The organism is Phocaeicola barnesiae DSM 18169 = JCM 13652 (assembly GCF_000374585.1).
In the GTDB taxonomy this organism is placed as follows: Bacteria; Bacteroidota; Bacteroidia; order Bacteroidales; family Bacteroidaceae; genus Phocaeicola; species Phocaeicola barnesiae.
In genome coordinates this window covers 213,202-230,089 of record NZ_KB894644.1, presented here as the reverse complement: position 1 = coordinate 230,089, position 16,888 = coordinate 213,202, and the positions used below count along the sequence as shown (strand labels likewise).

15 protein-coding genes, 1 tRNA gene and 2 pseudogenes are annotated in these 16,888 nt (G+C 47.4%); 12 read left to right on the top strand and 6 right to left on the bottom strand.

Features of this window, described 5'->3' with window-relative positions; all coding sequences use genetic code 11:
• Positions 1-56 precede the first annotated feature (56 nt).
• The 3 genes from C510_RS0103340 to C510_RS0103330 form a co-directional block, all read right to left on the bottom strand.
• Entirely contained in the window at positions 57-1,343 is a 1,287-nt protein-coding gene (locus tag C510_RS0103340) for an NCS2 family permease (protein ID WP_018709925.1), read from the bottom strand.
• 13 nt (positions 1,344-1,356) lie between these two features.
• On the bottom strand, positions 1,357-2,055 hold the full coding sequence (locus C510_RS0103335; protein ID WP_018709924.1) for a nucleoside-specific channel-forming Tsx family protein: 699 nt from the start codon (positions 2,053-2,055) through the stop codon (positions 1,357-1,359).
• Between the two features lie 110 nt (positions 2,056-2,165).
• Complete coding sequence (locus tag C510_RS0103330; protein ID WP_025892164.1) at positions 2,166-3,059, bottom strand: alpha/beta hydrolase; 894 nt, start codon at positions 3,057-3,059, stop codon at positions 2,166-2,168.
• 694 nt (positions 3,060-3,753) lie between these two features.
• On the opposite strand from C510_RS0103330, the gene C510_RS0103320 reads away from it, so the two are divergent.
• From C510_RS0103320 to C510_RS0103265, 11 genes and pseudogenes are all read left to right on the top strand, one after another.
• The gene (locus C510_RS0103320; RefSeq protein WP_154651940.1) at positions 3,754-5,037 is read left to right on the top strand and encodes a phosphatidylserine decarboxylase; all 1,284 of its coding nucleotides are present in this window, start codon (positions 3,754-3,756) and stop codon (positions 5,035-5,037) included.
• 371 nt (positions 5,038-5,408) lie between these two features.
• Positions 5,409-6,750: pseudogene (locus C510_RS0103315) on the top strand (site-specific integrase).
• 70 nt (positions 6,751-6,820) lie between these two features.
• Positions 6,821-8,116, top strand: a complete 1,296-nt coding sequence (locus C510_RS0103310) for a PDDEXK nuclease domain-containing protein (protein ID WP_018709919.1) — start codon at positions 6,821-6,823, stop codon at positions 8,114-8,116.
• 7 nt (positions 8,117-8,123) lie between these two features.
• Positions 8,124-8,477 (top strand): annotated as a pseudogene (locus C510_RS16065) (hypothetical protein); the annotation flags it as partial.
• 286 nt (positions 8,478-8,763) lie between these two features.
• Positions 8,764-9,072, top strand: coding sequence for a DUF3853 family protein (locus C510_RS0103295; RefSeq protein ID WP_025892167.1), 309 nt, complete (start codon positions 8,764-8,766; stop codon positions 9,070-9,072).
• 14 nt (positions 9,073-9,086) lie between these two features.
• Positions 9,087-10,163: an AAA family ATPase gene (locus C510_RS0103290; RefSeq protein ID WP_025892168.1), complete on the top strand. Its 1,077-nt coding sequence runs from the start codon at positions 9,087-9,089 to the stop codon at positions 10,161-10,163.
• 205 nt (positions 10,164-10,368) lie between these two features.
• A complete protein-coding gene (locus tag C510_RS0103285; protein ID WP_018709914.1) occupies positions 10,369-11,328 on the top strand; it encodes a toprim domain-containing protein in 960 nt (319 codons plus the stop codon).
• 226 nt (positions 11,329-11,554) lie between these two features.
• Positions 11,555-12,958 carry a coiled-coil domain-containing protein gene (locus C510_RS0103280; RefSeq protein WP_025892169.1) on the top strand — a complete coding sequence of 468 codons (1,404 nt, stop codon included), beginning with the start codon at positions 11,555-11,557 and terminating at the stop codon, positions 12,956-12,958.
• A 110-nt stretch (positions 12,959-13,068) separates the two neighbouring features.
• Positions 13,069-13,698 (top strand): NUDIX hydrolase N-terminal domain-containing protein, encoded by a 630-nt coding sequence (locus C510_RS0103275; RefSeq protein ID WP_025892170.1) that lies wholly within the window; start codon positions 13,069-13,071, stop codon positions 13,696-13,698.
• Positions 13,699-13,715: 17 nt separating this feature from the next.
• The gene (locus C510_RS0103270; protein ID WP_018709911.1) at positions 13,716-14,318 is read left to right on the top strand and encodes a sugar O-acetyltransferase; all 603 of its coding nucleotides are present in this window, start codon (positions 13,716-13,718) and stop codon (positions 14,316-14,318) included.
• Complete coding sequence (locus tag C510_RS0103265; protein WP_018709910.1) at positions 14,302-14,940, top strand: HAD family hydrolase; 639 nt, start codon at positions 14,302-14,304, stop codon at positions 14,938-14,940. The genes C510_RS0103270 and C510_RS0103265 overlap by 17 nt, the downstream gene beginning before the upstream one ends.
• 93 nt (positions 14,941-15,033) lie before the next feature.
• Here C510_RS0103265 and C510_RS0103260 read toward each other — a convergent pair.
• Positions 15,034-15,107, bottom strand: a tRNA-Asp gene (locus C510_RS0103260).
• Positions 15,108-15,321: 214 nt separating this feature from the next.
• Here C510_RS0103260 and C510_RS0103250 point away from each other — a divergent pair.
• The gene (locus C510_RS0103250; protein WP_018709909.1) at positions 15,322-15,912 is read left to right on the top strand and encodes a YqgE/AlgH family protein; all 591 of its coding nucleotides are present in this window, start codon (positions 15,322-15,324) and stop codon (positions 15,910-15,912) included.
• Here C510_RS0103250 and C510_RS0103245 read toward each other — a convergent pair.
• Both C510_RS0103245 and C510_RS0103240 read right to left on the bottom strand, forming a co-directional pair.
• Complete coding sequence (locus tag C510_RS0103245) at positions 15,901-16,428, bottom strand: GNAT family N-acetyltransferase (RefSeq protein WP_018709908.1); 528 nt, start codon at positions 16,426-16,428, stop codon at positions 15,901-15,903. The two genes, C510_RS0103250 and C510_RS0103245, sit on opposite strands and share 12 nt — an antisense overlap.
• A complete protein-coding gene (locus C510_RS0103240; RefSeq protein WP_022339431.1) occupies positions 16,425-16,883 on the bottom strand; it encodes a hypothetical protein in 459 nt (152 codons plus the stop codon). The genes C510_RS0103245 and C510_RS0103240 overlap by 4 nt, the downstream gene beginning before the upstream one ends.
• Positions 16,884-16,888: the final 5 nt, after the last annotated feature.

Below are 16,888 nucleotides of genomic sequence, written 5' to 3'. Positions count from 1 at the left end.
CCGATGGAGAAAATCCGCCACCGGCTTTACTTCAATCACTTAAGATTCCTTCTATATTATATCAGAAACTTCAGCACAAAAATGGCCGCCAGGATATACATCCCCACAGTCAGTTTCCGGTATTTGCCCGTCAGCAGGTTAATCAGCACATAACCGATCATTCCCAATACGATACCGTCCGAAATGCTGTAAGCCAACGGCATAAACAGGATGCAGATGAAAGCCGGAATAGCCTCCGAATAATCAGAAAAGTCTATTTTCAGCACTGCACCCATCATCATCAATCCTACCAGAACCAGCACCGGAGCCGTAGCGGCAGCGGGCACAGCCAGGAAAAACGGAGCCAGGAACAAGGCCAACAGGAAACAGACGGCCGAAACGAAGGCCGTCAGACCGCTCCGACCTCCTTCGCCGACGCCCGAAGTACTCTCTATCAAGGTAACGATGGTACTGGTACCCAGCATGGCTCCTACCGTGGTACCGATGGCGTCAACCAGGAAAGCCTGCTTCAGGCAAGGAATCTTCCCGTCCTTATCCACCATACCGGCTTTGGTAATCACCCCTACCAGTGTACCGATGGTATCGAACATATCCACAAAGAGGAAGGTGAACACCACGATGAGCATTTCTTTGGTGAATATCTGTTTCCATTCGAACTGGCAGAAGATGGGTTCGATGGAAGGAGGAGCACTGAACACCCCTTCGAACCGGGTGATTCCCATCGGTATACCGATCAATGTGGTAAGCAATATCCCGAGAAGCAGGGCACCTTTAACCTTTCTGACCAGCAGCACAGCCGTCAATACCAGGCCGATGATACCCAACAGGGCCGGACCGGACGTGATATCGCCCAGTCCCAGCAGCGTAACGTCATTGTTCACGATAATCCGGGCATTCTGCAGACCGATGAAAGAGATGAACAGACCGATACCCGCACCGATGGCATGCTTTAAAGTTTCCGGGATGGCATTGACAATCTTTTCGCGCAAGTTGGAAACCGTAAGCAGGATAAAGATGATTCCCTCTATCAAGACGGCCGTAAGCGCGAACTGCCAGGTATACCCCATCGTCAGGCAGACCGTATAGGCAAAGAAAGTACTCAGCCCCATCCCCGGAGCCAGGCTGAAAGGCAGCTTGGCATAAAAGGCCATCAGCAAGGTAGAAAAGGCTGAAGCTATCACTGTTGTGGTAAACAGCGCGCCTTTATCCATGCCCGTAGCGCTGAGTACATTGGGATTGATGGCCAGGATATAGGCCATGGTCAGGAAGGTGATGATGCCGGCCATTACCTCCGTACGTACCGAGGTGACCTTCCTGTCGAATCCGAAAAGTTTCTCCAACATAATCCGCCTGAATTTAGAAAGTCCATTTCATGGCCAGGGTAGGCAGCCAGTGCCAGCCTTCCATGAGCGCAAAATTCGAGGTTATCTCCCATTCGGTTCCCAAGCTCAGGTTGAAGTCCTCCGGTATACCTTTGAACTTGTTCAGGTTCACCCAAAATTGGGGTTCAGTCAGGAACACATAGTCGTGCCGGTTGCCTTCGGCATCGGTATGTTCCTCCCGCCAGAAGTCGGCAAAACCGCTGAAGGTACATTTCCCTTGGCAGAAATGCAGGTACCACGAGGCAGTCAACTGGAAACTGTTGGGCGACGGATTTTTCTGAATATACTTGTACATGGGAGTAAAGGTAAACCCTTTGGTGAAGGTCGCATTGTTCCAGGTATAAGTGGCTCCCAACAGGTAGGCGTTGTTGATATAGTTCAGTCCGCCGTTATACTCCACGTGCACCGAAAAGGGCGGTTCCCAGAATTTCAGCTCACGGAATATCTCCCAATAAGCACCTGCCACACCGTTTTTCGTATAGTCCATGTCGATAAAGAAATAGGTGCTTCCCCAACGGTCGGGCTTGAACATTTCCACCGTTGTGGTCACTTTGGGACGGGTATCCAGGGAATGGTAAAGGGCGCTGCCGAAGTCGTAATGCAGCTGGATGTTCTGCGCTCCTGCCACCACCGCCAGCAGGCAGCCGAGCAGGCATAAAGACAATTTTTTCATTTCTTTCAGTCTGTTTAAGAGAGCGCAAAAATAGTGAAAAATCAGCACATGACAAGAAAAGTCGTTTACATTACCAATAACTCCATTCCAGGTATCAGGCCTAAAAACGGTCAATCCATGCCAGCCTGCATCCGAAAGAAATCTGTCATCTTCTTGAAAGTCTGTTCATTGAAAGTGACAGGTCCGTGTTCCCCCTTTGGAACAGTGACAAATTCGGCCAATTTACCTTTTTCATCCAAAGCTTCTTTAAAGAACAAGCTCTGACAATAAGGGACCACCGGATCGGCATCTCCATGAATGACCAGGAACTCCGGATCGGCACTGTCTAAATATGTCATAGGATTCAGTAGTGCCAATATATCCAGATGCTCCGACGGATTTCCTCCAATCAGAGCTGCTTCTGGAGAATCAGAGCCTTTGGTCGTAGAACAGTTCTCCATACGAGTCATATCTATCGGACCAAACCAATCAACCACGGCGTCCACCCGACTGCTGAAAGCAAGGCAATCACCCACTTTTCCTTCAATATCCATCTCACTACCATCCACTCGATACACGCCTACATCGTTGGTGGTCCCGGCCAAAGCAGCTAGATGTCCTCCCGATGAATACCCCGTAATCCCCACGAACATAGTATCCAGTCTGTATTCGCCGGCATGAGCCCGGACAAAGCGTATCGCCGCCTTCACGTCATTAATCTGTGCCGGAAACTTTGCATCTCCACTGGAACGGTGATTGGCACACACGACAGCGAAACCCGCGTCAAGCAACGGCCGGCCCATAGTCTGGAAAGCCACTTCCTTCATGTTATTGCCGAACCAGGCACTTCCATAAATCAGCACAACGACCTTATACTTCTCCCGATTGCCGTCTGGCAGATAGATATCGAGCTTATGTCCCACCAGCGTATCATTGGCATACGTGACATCTGTCCATCGGGTGGTTTGTCCGAAAGACGCCAAAGCCGCCCACATTATACATACAATGCTTAAAATCCGTTTCATTCGACTATTCATTTTATTAAAAAATTGATTCTATATAACCGTTTGTCTGTACCAGATTCCCCTCATCCACTCTCCCATGCATAGTGCCCCGCATCATTGCCCATTTTCAGCAGATGAAACGGACCTTATAAATTCTGGAGTTTTCATGGAATTCCATATCTGACAGAACAAATTAAGTATTTTTTTGTCAGACCAGGCATTTCCAAAGCCAATAATATAAGAAATTTTAAAGGAACGGCCTGCCGATTGAAGAGGAAAATACGAGTCAAATCAGTTTAATCTCCTCCCCAGATATCTGCCATCGTCCTGCTGGCCTTCCCCAAGAGAACGGTACAGACTATCGGAGTCATTATACTAGCGGATGACTGTTCACCCACCCAATAGCGGAAACGACAGGGCGAAAACGGCTAACCCACAACTTTCCCTACTTTATCCCCTATCCCCAAGCAGGAATCCAGAGGATAGCCCAAACTGTTAAATTTTAAATTAAAAAAAACGACCGGACGAATGCACGAAAACATGCTCGCATTTTCCTGTATTCGTCCGGTCGTTTTCATGCGTACGCCTGGACGTTTTCCGGACGTTAACTGTCCAAACCCTCCTCGCATTACATTTTGTCAATATATTTTATCTGTTTTTCGAGATTTTTTCATACATTTGCCCCATTACAAACCTATCATACAAACAAATTACGATGAAATCTCTATCAACCTGTTACGGATGGCTATTCATGGCCGTTATCCTGGTATTGTCGGTATCCTGCAAGAGCAACACCTCCGACAGCAAAACAGACCACAGCAATTACAACGAAACGACTCAGGAATTGATTCGTATCGTAGAAAAAGACAGCCGCATCAAGGCTTTACTCGAAGAAGCCATCGAAAAAGGCAAGCAAATCAATCCGGACAAGAATACCAACCCGGCACAATCGCTGGAAGAATATTATGCGTTTGTCGACCATTCGCAGACAGCCATGCCGTGGGACGTCATTCTCTGCCCCGGCCAGCCCAGCATCTTCGGACGGATGTATCAAGCCTTGTGCTACTGCTACTTCATCAACTGTATGCCACTGAAATCGCTCGAGGGAGAAAACCTTTTCACCAACTCCGTGCAGTACGTCGAACCCTATCGGAGCTGGCTGGTCAAGTACTGCAAGTCTTGGGGAAACTATCTGTCATCAGCCGAATCCTGGAACAAGGAATACGAAGACCTCATGATGAAACAGGAGGAACTGGGAATGACCAAGGGATGGTACGAAGACCCTTCGAACTGGCACTCCTTCAATGACTTTTTCAGCCGGAAACTTAAGTCACCCGACCAGCGCCCCATCGCTGCTCCAGACGACAATTCGGTAGTTGCCTCCCCCTGCGACAGCGAGCCGCAAGGCGTTTGGGACATCGATGACCAATCGTATATCGTCAGTTCGGAAAAAATAGCTGTGAAATCGCGCGTATTCAACTCCATCAGCAACCTCATCGGTCCGGACAGTCCCTATCGCGAGGCATTTGCCGGAGGTAAGTTCTACCACGCCTTCCTGAATGTCAACGACTACCACCGTTACCATTTCCCGCTTGACGGCACTATCAAGGAGATACGCGTAATCCCCGGCGACGACGCGCTGGGAGGCAGCATCACTTGGGAACCTGAACTTCAGCAATACGTCGTAGACTGCTCCGTACCAGGTTGGCAGAGCATCGAGACCAGAGGGCTGGTCATCCTTGACACAGAAGACTATGGGCTCGTGGCAGTCATGCCTATCGGTATGTCGCAGGTGGCTTCGGTCAATTTTGAACCGGAACTGCAAGTCGGTACCAAAGTCAAGAAAGGTGATATGTTGGGCTACTTCCTCTTCGGCGGTTCAGACTTCGCACTGGTCTTCCAGAAAGATGCCAATTTCAAACTTACCGCTCCGAAGAATGACAAGGGCGCGTGGAATCATCTGCTGATGGGTGAAGAAATAGGCAGACTGGGAAAATGAACAAAAAAGGATTTTACTCCAGGACAAATGTTATTTTATCATTCAGCAAACTGGAATAGGCTACAGTTTTTCCCGTTAAACCAATCTTCCAACAGATAAGTAACAGCCATCAGCTCAGCCAGCTGGTTCCGAGTATCTTCCAAAAAATAAAACCGTTTAAGTCATCATCCTTGCGATTAAACGGTTTTTATTTTACTATCAGTCCGACTGGAGGAAACAGAAAAGCCTTGACTCCGCTAGGAATCAAGGCTTTAGGCGGTGCGTACGGGACTTTAACTTACACAATCAAGAAATCTCACAAAACTGCAATATACTGATAATAATCAAGTTATTATAAATCGGCTATATTACTAAATATCATTAAATACCTTTTGCTGCTTCAATTATTGGGTGTATATTTGGGTGTTGATTTTAATACACCCAGCTATGAACATCAAGAGAAACATCATCTTTTCATTGGAAAGCCGCAAGAAGAACGGAGTGCCAATCGTGGAGAATGTCCCTATCCGTATGCGTGTTGTTTTTGACAGCCACCGCATCGAGTTCACAACAGGCTACCGCATTGATGTTGCCAAATGGGATGCCGACAAGCAGCGTGTGAAGAACGGATGCACCAACAAGCTGAAGCAAAGTGCATCGGAAATCAATGCGGACTTGCTGAAATACTACACCGAAATACAGAACATCTTTAAGGAGTTCGAGGTGCAGGGATTTATGCCGACTACCGAGCAGGTAAAGGACGCGTTCAACAGATTGCACAATGGAAAAAAGGAAGATGAGGAACAGGCTCCGGTCGTATTTCTGCCTTTGGAGGTGTTTGATGAGTTCATCAAGGAGTGCGGTACGCAAAACGGCTGGTCTGATGCCACCTATGAGAAATTTGCCGCAGTCAGGAAACATCTTGAAAAATTTGACAAGGGGCTGACATTTGAATCGTTGGACGAGCCCAAACTGACAAAGTATGTGAATTTCCTGAAAGACACCGAAGATATGCGGAACACATCCATCATGAAACAAGTCGCTTATCTGAAATGGTTTCTGCGCTGGTGTACCAAGAAAGGGTATTGCATGAACAATGCCTATGAAGATTTCAACCCCAAATTGCGAAGCACACCGAAAAAGGTGATATTCCTCACTTGGGAAGAACTGAACAAACTCAAAAATTATCAGATACCCGACACAAAGCAATATCTTGAACGGGTGAGGGATGTCTTTCTGTTCTGTTGCTTTACCGGACTCCGGTATTCGGACGTGCATAATCTGAAGAAAAGCGACATCAGGGACGGATATATAGAAATCACCACTGTAAAGACCGCCGAAAGGCTTATCATCGAGCTGAACAACCACAGCAAGGCGATACTGGATAAATATAAAGATGTGGAATTTGAGGGGCATAAGGCTCTCCCTGTCATCAGCAACCAGAAGATGAACGATTATTTGAAGGAGTTGGGCGAGCTTGCCGAAATCAACGAGCCTGTAAGTGAAACCTACTACAAAGGAAGCAGCCGTATAGACACCATTACACCCAAATACGCATTGCTGGGCACCCATGCCGGGAGAAGGACTTTCATCTGTAACGCTCTGGCTCTCGGCATTCCGGCTCAGGTGGTCATGAAATGGACGGGGCATAGCGACTACAAGGCGATGAAACCTTACATTGACATCGCTGATGATGTGAAAGCCAATGCGATGAGCAAATTCAACCAACTGTAAAAAACAATCATCAAGTTTCATGGAAAGCCTGTAATTCGGCTTACCTTTGTAACTTTCAATACATACAACAATGAGCAACAACGATAACAATATAGAGAAAAGAAGTTTCGAGGCTTTTGTCAATGCCATCGGGTCAGAGATAGAGCAGGCGCAAGTCCGGCTCATCAGTGCAGCCAATGCGCAGATGCTGTTCCATTACTGGAAAATGGGTAATTATATATTGTACCACCAGAACCGACAAGGCTGGGGCGGTAAGGTCATCAAGAAACTGGCGCAGGCGATACGGTTCAGTTATCCCGAAAAGAAAGGATATTCGGTCAGAAACTTGGCTTATATGTGCCAGTTCGCACGCTCCTATCCATTGGGCGCATTACGGAGTTTTATAGAAACCGATGCGAAATTACTTACTCCAAGTGTGCAGAAAATCACGGATGAACTTCAAAGCCTGAACAATATGACATTTACGCAAGAACCTCTTGCGCAAATTCAATCCTCAGAAAATAAGGAAATTGCAATTGTGCAAGAACCTCTTGCACAAATTCAGGATGTAGCTCAAACAGTCGCTGCCGCTTACCAAATACCGATTGAGGACATAGAAAAGCTGTTCCTGGCATCGCCTATCGCAAGAATCAATTGGGCAAGCCATGTGATTATACTCAACAGTTCGCTTCCGTTGGGCGTGGAGTACTGGTATATGAAACAATCCGTGGAAATGGGCTGGAGCAGCAATGTCCTTAAAATGCAGATTGAAAGCAAATTGTATGAACGGCAAATCAACAGTCGCAAGGTCAACAATTTTACCGCCACGCTTCCCGCACCTCAAAGCGACCTTGCCAACTACCTGTTGAAAGACCCGTATATCTTCGACTTGGCAGGAGCCAAAGAACGTGCGGACGAAAGAGACATAGAGGAACAACTGGTGAAGCACGTCACCCGTTATCTGCTGGAGATGGGCAACGGATTCGCCTTTGTCGCAAGGCAGAAACATTTCCAGATAGGCGACAGCGATTTCTATGCCGACCTGATTCTGTACAACATAAAGCTCCATGCATACGTAGTTGTGGAACTAAAAGCTACCCCATTCAAACCGGAATACGCCGGACAGTTGAACTTCTACATCAATGTGGTGGATGACAAACTAAGGGGAGAGAATGACAACAAGACCATCGGGCTGCTGTTGTGCAAGGGCAAGGATGAGATTGTCGCGCAATATGCACTGACAGGCTATGACCAGCCTATCGGCATCAGCGATTACCAGCTCAGCAAGGCTGTGCCGGAAAGCCTGAAATCGGCATTGCCGAGCATAGAACAGGTGGAAGAAGAACTGACCATGCTTCTTGACAATGAAAAGAACAGACAAAAGTAGGACACCTATGGCAGACAAGATACAGACGATGATTCCCCAATACGGGGAACTCAACAGAATATACAGGGACTATATAGACAATCGCGTTTTCTCTTTTGACAGGCAAAAATTCATTTCCGATTTCTGTCAGGAATACAATGACATGAAGTCTTTTGAGGCTGCTATCCTTAAACTGGTGCTTGACAGGCAAAAAGAACAATACACCTTGATACTCAACAGCCTGAAAACCGAAATAGAAAAGAGCATACAGGCTTATGAGGTGTGCCCGTTGAGTGATAGTGCCGTAGAGCGTGCTTGCTATCGACACATGGAAAGATATTCCTTTGAAATTGAAGCCCAACTGGATGTAACAAGGAGCCTGTTTCCGATTTTCCGAGTGACAGCAACCAGAAATTCGCTAAAGAAATGGAACATATATTCAGATAATCGGTGACATATCCTGATATTTTACGAAAGTTCCACTTTTACCACTCAAATTTATTTTTGAGTGGTATTTTTATTTTCTGATATTCAATAAGATACAGCGATATTCGGATTATACCGTCCCCATCCTTACCACCCATAACCCTACCTAATTTTGCAGCGTTCGAGAACAGAAATAACAGCCAGTGCGCAGGGCTGATTGTTGAATCAAAAAAAGTAGAACCATGCAAAATCTACAAGAGTTATTATCCAAACCCGTCTGGCAGATGACAGGCGAAGAGTTCATCATGTTAAGCAGGCACGCATCCGGTCAGCCGGAAGCGCAGCCGCAGCCCGTAACGGACACAAGCAGGAAATATGTGTACGGAATACTCGGCATAGCCAAACTGTTCGGGTGCAGCCTGCCTACCGCCAACCGCATAAAGAAAAGCGGAAGGATAGACAAGGCTATCACCCAGATAGGACGCAAGATTATCGTGGATGCGGAACTTGCCCTTGAACTGGCAGGAAAGAAAACTGGTGGACGCAAGTAATGGGAGGCATTGCTATGGACTATATGAAAGACATCCGGGAAATATCGGACGAACAGGCGGTAATCCTCTGGCAAGCCTCACGGTTGAGCCTGTCGGGAAAATACGAGAAAGCGCCCGAAATCCTCAGCGTGAAAGATTCCGTTATCGGCACGCTGGGAAATTTCAGCGCATCCATCGGAAAGGCCAAAAGCAAGAAGACATTCAATGTGTCGGCTATCGTGGCTGCTGCATTGAAGAACGGCACGGTACTCCGGTATGCGGCTGAACTTCCCGAAGCCAAGCGGAAAGTACTGTATGTCGATACGGAACAAAGCCCTCACCACTGCCTGAATGTGATGGAACGCATCATGCGCATGGCAGGGCTGCCCGATGACAGGGACAACGAGAACCTTGAGTTCCTTGCCCTGCGGAAATACACGCCGGAGCAGCGCATAAGGATTGTCGAACAGGCAATCTACCATACGCCGAACCTTGGTCTGATGGTGATAGACGGTATCCGTGACATGGTGTATGACATCAACAGCCCCAGCGAATCGACACGCATCATATCGAAACTGATGCAGTGGACGGACGACAGGCAGATACATATCCACACGATACTCCACCAGAACAAGGGGGATGAGAACGCAAGGGGACATATCGGCACGGAACTGAACAACAAGGCTGAAACCGTGCTGCTCGTTGAAAAGGACAAAAGCAACGGGGACATAAGCAAGGTTTCCGCCATGCACATCCGAGCGATGGATTTCGAGCCGTTTGCCTTCCGCATCAATGACAGGGCACTGCCTGAACTGATAGAGGATTACCAGACAGAACTCAAAGCACCCGGCAGACCCCAAGGCGAAAGGTTCGATGCCTGCAAGGATATTTCCGAGCAACAACACCGGATAGCACTGGAAGCAGCATTTTCGTTGCAGGACGAATACGGATATAAGGAACTGGGCAAAGCATTGAAAGAGTCGTATGCCTTGGTGGGTGTTCCGTTAAGCGACAACAAGCTGGTCAAACTCATCACAGTGTTGAAGAACAAGCGGATGATAGTACAGGAAAACGGCAGGAAGTACAGGTACGAACCGGATTTCCATTATTGACACGCTTCCTGCAATCACTTCACTTTATTCTCCGGGTCTATATATTAGGATAAAGCGAAGTGGTTGCAGGGACACATCAAACCGCTTCACTTTAAGCCGTATCCTATATATACGACAATAAAGTGAAGTGGTTATACAGCCAGTAACCTATAAACAGGTACTGGCGAAAAGAAAAACAAGCAATAACCGATAAAGACAATCATTTATGGACATACAGACAGCAAAACAAATCAGACTGGAAGAATACCTGCACAGCTTGGGATATAGCCCGGTGAAGCGGCAGGGCATCAATCTTTGGTACAAATCGCCGTTCAGGGAAGAAACCGAAGCCTCGTTCAAGGTGAACACCGAGCGGAACCAATGGTATGATTTTGCGCTCGGCAAGGGCGGCAACATCATCGCGCTGGCTTCGCACCTCTATGCAACGGACAGCGTGCCGTACCTTTTGAAACGCATAGAGGAACAGGCACCGCGCGTGCGCCCCGTTTCTTTCTCTTTTCGCAAGCAGTCATTTACAGAGCCGAGTTTCCAACAGTTGGAAATCGTGCCGCTTTCTTCTCCTGCCTTGCTCGCTTACTTGCAGGAAAGGGGAATAAATCCGGTACTGGCGAAAAAAGAATGTAAGGAAGCGCGGTTTACGCACAACGGCAAACGGTACTTCGCCATTGCGTTTCCCAACATGTCGGGCGGCTATGAAATCCGCAACCGATATTTCAAGGGCTGTATCGCACCGAAGGAAATATCCCACATCAGACAGTCGGGAGAGCCAAAGGGCACGTGTTTCGTTTTCGAGGGATTTATGGACTACCTCTCATTTCTGACCCTACGGCTCGAAAGCTGTCCGCAATACCCTGATTTCGACAGGCAGGACTACATGGTTCTGAACTCTGTTGCCAATGTTTCCAAAGCACTCTATCCGTTGGGAAGATATGAGCGCATCCATTGCTTTTTTGACAATGACCGTGCAGGAATGGAAGCCCTGCAGCAAATCCGAAAGGAATACGACAACACCCGGCATATACGGGACGCTTCCCAAATCTACTGCGGATGCAAAGACCTGAACGAGTATTTGCAGAAGCGCATGGCTGATGGAAAAGAGCAAATGCAATCCGTCAGAAAGAGAAATGACACACTATCCAAGAAACCGAAAGGCTTCCGGTTATAGCCCACTATAACTACACGCTTCGCTTGCGTAGTTGTGGGCTCTCCCGAGGGGCTTAGGACGCTGCCCTAAGAACCCGGCAAGGGCTTTCAGCCCTATGCAACCCGACCAAAGAGTGACCCTCTCTTTGGAAACTCCGCTCATGGGTTGCACCCCTAAGAACCCCTTGCGGTTATGAGCGGAAAGCAGCAAACAAAATTAGTCAAAAACCGAATCAAAATTTGAAAAGATGGCAACAAAATCAAGCATACATATCAAGCCTTGCAACGTGGCATCAAGCGAGGCTCATAACCGGAGGACTGCCGAGTATATGCGCAATATCGGCAAGTCTAAAATCTACATCGTGCCCGAACTTACGGCTGATAATGAACAATGGATAAATCCGGATTTCGGCAGTTCCGAATTGCAGGCGCACTATGAGAATATCAAACGCATGGTCAAGGAAAAGACAGGACGCGCCATGCAGGAAAAGGAGCGTGAGCGCAAAGGGAAGAACGGAAAAATTATCAAGGTGGCGGGATGCTCGCCCATCCGTGAGGGAGTCTTGCTAATCAGACCGGACACCACGCTGGCAGATGTGCGTAGGTTTGGCGAGGAGTGCCAAAGGCGATGGGGCATCACACCGCTTCAAATCTTCCTGCACAAGGACGAGGGGCATTGGCTGAACGGACAGCCCGAAGTGGATGACAGGGAGAGTTTCCAAGTAGGCGAAAGGTGGTTCAAACCGAATTACCATGCCCATATCGTATTTGACTGGATGAACCACGATACAGGCAAGAGCCGCAAACTCAATGACGAGGATATGACCGAAATGCAGAGTTTGGCATCCGACATCCTGCTGATGGAGCGTGGACAGTCAAAGGCCGTAACAGGCAAAAAACATCTGGAGAGGAACGATTTTATCATTGAGAAGCAGAAAGCCGAACTGCAACGCATGGATACTGCAAAACGGCGCAAAGAAGAACAGATAAATCTTGCCGAACAGGAACTCCGTCAGGTGAAATCGGAGATACGCACGGACAAGCTCAAAGGCGCAGCCACCGATGCTGCTACGGTCATAGTAAGCGGAGTGGGTTATCTTTTCGGCAGCGGGAAAATGAAGAAGCTGGAACTATCCAATGAAGAATTGCGTCAGGAAATTGCCAAACGGGATAAGGGAATTGATGATTTGAAAGCCCAAATGCAACACATGCAGGAACAGCACGGCAAGCAGATACGCAATCTGCAAGGAATACACAATCAGGAGCTTGAAGCCAAAGACAAGGAAATATCACGGCTGAATGCTATTCTTGAAAAGGCGTTCAAATGGTTCCCGATGCTCAAAGAAATGCTGCGAATGGAAAAGCTGTGCGCTGCCATCGGCTTCACCAAAGAAATGATAGAGAGCCTTCTGACAAAGAAAGAGGCTATCAGGTGTAATGGCAGGATTTATTCCGAAGAACACAGGCGGAAGTTTGACATCAGAAACGATATTTTCAAGGTAGAGAAAAATCCGACCGATGACACTAAACTGGTACTGACCATAAACAGACAACCGATTGGCGAATGGTTCAAAGAACAGTTTGGCAAGTTAGGGCATGGTTTCCAGAAAACGCCTGATGAATCGAAAAAAAGAGGAAGGTTTAGATTATAAAGAAAGTGTTTCCAAGTAGGTTTTACCTTAAGATTTGAATTTTCATTCGATTGTTTAGGTTGAATATGGCGAAAAATATATTTTTGCAAGAGATTAAACACATTGTCATAATGGATAATAATAAATGTAATCTGAAATGGTTGAAATGGGCTAAAGAACTTCAGTTCTTGGCTCAAGTCGGATTAGCTTATACAAAAGACGATTTTGACAAGGAACGGTTTGAACGTATCAGAGCAATAGCCGCAGAAATGATGAGCTTACAAAGCGGTCTACCTTTGGAACAGGTGCAGGGCTTGTTCTGTAACGAAACAGGCTTCCAAACTCCAAAATTGGACACACGTGCAGCCATCTTTGCTGACAATAAAATCCTGTTAGTAAAGGAAAAGAATGGCACATGGTCTATGCCTGGCGGATGGGTGGATGTCATGCAAACTATAAAATCAAATACGGTCAAGGAAGTACGGGAGGAAGCCGGATTGGACGTGGAAGCAGTGCGTATTATCGCCCTGCAAGACAGAAACAGACACAACCAACCTCCGTATGCATATAATGTATGCAAGGTTTTTGTACTCTGCAACGTTTTAGGAGGAAATTTTCAACCTAATATAGAAACGGTGGAGAGCCGTTATTTCGGGCTGGATGAACTTCCCGTACTAGCTGAAGAAAAGAATAACAAGGAACAAATAGAAATGTGCTTCTCGGCATACCGGGATGAAGATTGGCAAGTAAAATTTGATTAAGTGAAAGGTCTGATAGAATGAAAACGGAATATGAGAAATGTATGGCGGGTGAGCCTTTCATCGGAGGCAAAGACCCGAAAATAGTAGAAATGATTTTACGCACAAGGCGGCTATTGGCGCAGTTCAATGCCACGGACTATGCTGACATGGAACGCAGGCAAGCCTTGTTACATGACATGCTCGGTAGTATGGGTAAAGGAGTGCATGTGGATATTGATTTCCATTGTGAATATGGAAAGCATATTTTCATAGGCGACAAAGTGATTATTAATATGAACTGCACTTTCGTAGACAACAACCGCATTGATATTGGCAGCAATGTGCTTATTGCTTCCAATGTACAGATATATACGGCCACCCATTCCATAAGAGTAAATGAACGCATGGTGCAGGACTGGTCTGAAGGACAAGAGATTTGCCGTACTTATGCTTTGCCTGTAAAAATTGAAGATGGCGTATGGATTGGAGGTGGTGTGATTATTTTGCCGGGAGTTACTATCGGACGGAACAGTGTAATCGGTGCGGGCAGCGTGGTGACCCGTTCGATTCCTGAAAGCTGTGTGGCGGTAGGAAATCCTTGCAGGGTAATAAAGCAGATTGATAATGGAAGCCATGAATAAATACAGACATATCATATTTGATATTGATGGTACTCTGCTTGATACCGAATCTGCCATTCTGCAAAGTCTGAAAGATACTGTTGCAGAGATACTGCAGAAAGATATACCTGTGGAAGAATTGAAATTTGCTTTGGGCATACCGGGCGAAGTTACACTACACAGATTGGGCATATCCGATGCAAGGACTGCAAATCGTAAATGGAATGAGTATTTGTTGAGGTATAAATCAAGTATAAGACTTTTCAAAGGTATTCCTGCTTTATTGGCTTCGTTAAAAGTCGGTGGATATTCATTGGGCATTGTCACTTCCAAGAATCGAAATGAGTATAATGAAGATTTTGCATCAGTCTTTGACGCAACGCATTATTTTGACAGAGTAATATGTGTGGAAGATGCCCCTTTCCCAAAACCCAATCCTGCACCTTTGATAACTTACCTGTCCTTATCTGGGATTAGTGCAAAGGAAGCACTTTATGTCGGCGATACCGCTTACGATAGTTTATGCGCGAATGGCGCAAATGTAGCTTTTGGTATTGCATTATGGGGAAATTCAACAACACAAAATGATATCGATGCAGATTATGTATTCCATACCCCGTCCGATTTGCTTGATGTACTATAAAAAAGTAGGAGAATAACAAAAACACCCGACTTTACATTCTTGGGTGTAAAGTTGGGTGTCTAATTTGTAAACATTGATTTCCAATGTTTACTGCGGTGCGTACGGGACTCGAACCCGTGACCCCATGCGTGACAGGCATGTATTCTAACCAACTGAACTAACGCACCAGAATATTTGCATAGTTGCTTTCTCTCTCGATTGCGATTGCAAAGGTAGGCATTTTTCTGAAACCTGCAAGCGTTTTCTCAAAAAAAATCACTTTTTTGTGCATTTCAGGTCCGAAACCGGTAATTCTGAGGTAATGGAAAAACATTTTAGCGACATCATACCCACAGATACCGATTATTTCATTATCTTAGGATGATATTAGCAGCTACGAGTATGAACATGCAAATCTTTCAAGTGAAATCGAACAGGCGTACACCCACCACGGGAAGCCTGCTGTTGGCCTCTCCCCTCCTGCATGACTACCACTTCGCACGGACAGTCATCCTTACGGTTACGCATTCTGAGGAAGAGAGCATGGGACTTATCATCAACAAGAACTTCCGGTACCGACTCTACCTGAACCAACTGATTCCGGAACTGGCCGAAGGGCCGGTTATCCCGATATACAAAGGAGGACCGGTGGAACGGAACACCATCTTCTTCATCCATACCCTGGCCGACCTGGAAGGAGCCTTCGACCTGAAGAACGGCCTTTACCTGAACGGCAACTTCGAAGCGCTACAGGCTTACATACTGGAAGGAAACCCGATAGCAGAGAAGATGCGGTTCTTTGCCGGATATGCCGGATGGAGAAAAGGACAACTGACTGATGAAATAGCCGAAGACTCCTGGATAGTCAGCTCTCCGGACGGCAAACAACTGCTGGAAACCCCGCCGAACCAGATGTGGGAATACTGTATGAGCGAACTGGGAGACCCTTACCGCCTGTGGGCGAAATACCCGCTCTACCCTTCATTCAACTGACGGGCGGATTTTCTGGTAGACATACACATCCTGATAACCGACAGGTGTATACAGCCATTGGCGCAGACACCCGCACTCGGCAAAACCTTCCTGCCGGAACAGGGACAGGCTATAGACATTGTCGGCGGCAATGTAGGCATAAAGCTGGTGGATACCCAGACGGGTGAAGCTATGCTCCTCCAGCAACTGCAGGGCCCTCCGGCCTACACCCTGACGGCGCCTGTCTGTCCGGACCACCACCCCTACTTCCGCCCGGTTGTGCCGCGGATGGAAACTGCACAAATCGACCATGGCGACCACCCCGTCCAGCGGATGGACCACCATCAGCCTCAGCTGCCGGTCTGTATAGATATCGTTCTGATTCTCGGCAATGTACCGTTTCAGCTGATAACGTGAATAATATCCGGTAGCCGAACCTACCGTCCAGGCAGCCGCATCGTTCTCCATAGCCAACATGACTGCCAAGTCTTCGGGCTCGGGAGCACGCAGAAACAGGGATTCGGTATAGGTATTCATGCTTCAGGCAAATCACTCAGGTCCAACTCCGCCAACAGCCGGTTCCTGCCTGGCACACAAAACAGCGAGGCTACCAGCACCATGATACCGCACAGCAGACCGGTGGTGTTCAACGTCCAGTAATATACCGAGAAATTGAACAGTGCCGGAACCAGTAGCATGGCCATCCGCACCTCGTTCCAGCGGCAGTAACTCTGCAGTGCCTCTACCAACGGCAGCGCACGCACGTAACGGGTGAGCGACAGACTGAACACCCGGAGCGAAAGGGGAATGAAGGCTACGGCCAGCAGGATACCCACCGTCTGGAAGATATACTCCATGCGGGCATCACCGGCCCAGACACCCTGCGGCAGGACATCCGCCTCATACAGTCCTACCAGCAGCAGACACAACACCCAGAACACGGCATATTCCACTTTCAGCCGGTTCAACAATCGATTGATTCTTGTCTTCATCTTAT

Bases quoted from the DNA above. Each gene is read 5' to 3' on its own strand.
- C510_RS0103340 (WP_018709925.1), bottom strand. From the start codon at position 1,343: ATGTTGGAGAAACTTTTCGGATTCGACAGGAAGGTCACCTCGGTACGT.
- C510_RS0103335 (WP_018709924.1), bottom strand. From the start codon at position 2,055: ATGAAAAAATTGTCTTTATGCCTGCTCGGCTGCCTGCTGGCGGTGGTG.
- C510_RS0103330 (WP_025892164.1), bottom strand. From the start codon at position 3,059: ATGAAACGGATTTTAAGCATTGTATGTATAATGTGGGCGGCTTTGGCG.
- C510_RS0103320 (WP_154651940.1), top strand. From the start codon at position 3,754: ATGAAATCTCTATCAACCTGTTACGGATGGCTATTCATGGCCGTTATC.
- C510_RS0103310 (WP_018709919.1), top strand. From the start codon at position 6,821: ATGAGCAACAACGATAACAATATAGAGAAAAGAAGTTTCGAGGCTTTT.
- C510_RS0103295 (WP_025892167.1), top strand. From the start codon at position 8,764: ATGCAAAATCTACAAGAGTTATTATCCAAACCCGTCTGGCAGATGACA.
- C510_RS0103290 (WP_025892168.1), top strand. From the start codon at position 9,087: ATGGACTATATGAAAGACATCCGGGAAATATCGGACGAACAGGCGGTA.
- C510_RS0103285 (WP_018709914.1), top strand. From the start codon at position 10,369: ATGGACATACAGACAGCAAAACAAATCAGACTGGAAGAATACCTGCAC.
- C510_RS0103280 (WP_025892169.1), top strand. From the start codon at position 11,555: ATGGCAACAAAATCAAGCATACATATCAAGCCTTGCAACGTGGCATCA.
- C510_RS0103275 (WP_025892170.1), top strand. From the start codon at position 13,069: ATGGATAATAATAAATGTAATCTGAAATGGTTGAAATGGGCTAAAGAA.
- C510_RS0103270 (WP_018709911.1), top strand. From the start codon at position 13,716: ATGAAAACGGAATATGAGAAATGTATGGCGGGTGAGCCTTTCATCGGA.
- C510_RS0103265 (WP_018709910.1), top strand. From the start codon at position 14,302: ATGGAAGCCATGAATAAATACAGACATATCATATTTGATATTGATGGT.
- C510_RS0103250 (WP_018709909.1), top strand. From the start codon at position 15,322: ATGAACATGCAAATCTTTCAAGTGAAATCGAACAGGCGTACACCCACC.
- C510_RS0103245 (WP_018709908.1), bottom strand. From the start codon at position 16,428: ATGAATACCTATACCGAATCCCTGTTTCTGCGTGCTCCCGAGCCCGAA.
- C510_RS0103240 (WP_022339431.1), bottom strand. From the start codon at position 16,883: ATGAAGACAAGAATCAATCGATTGTTGAACCGGCTGAAAGTGGAATAT.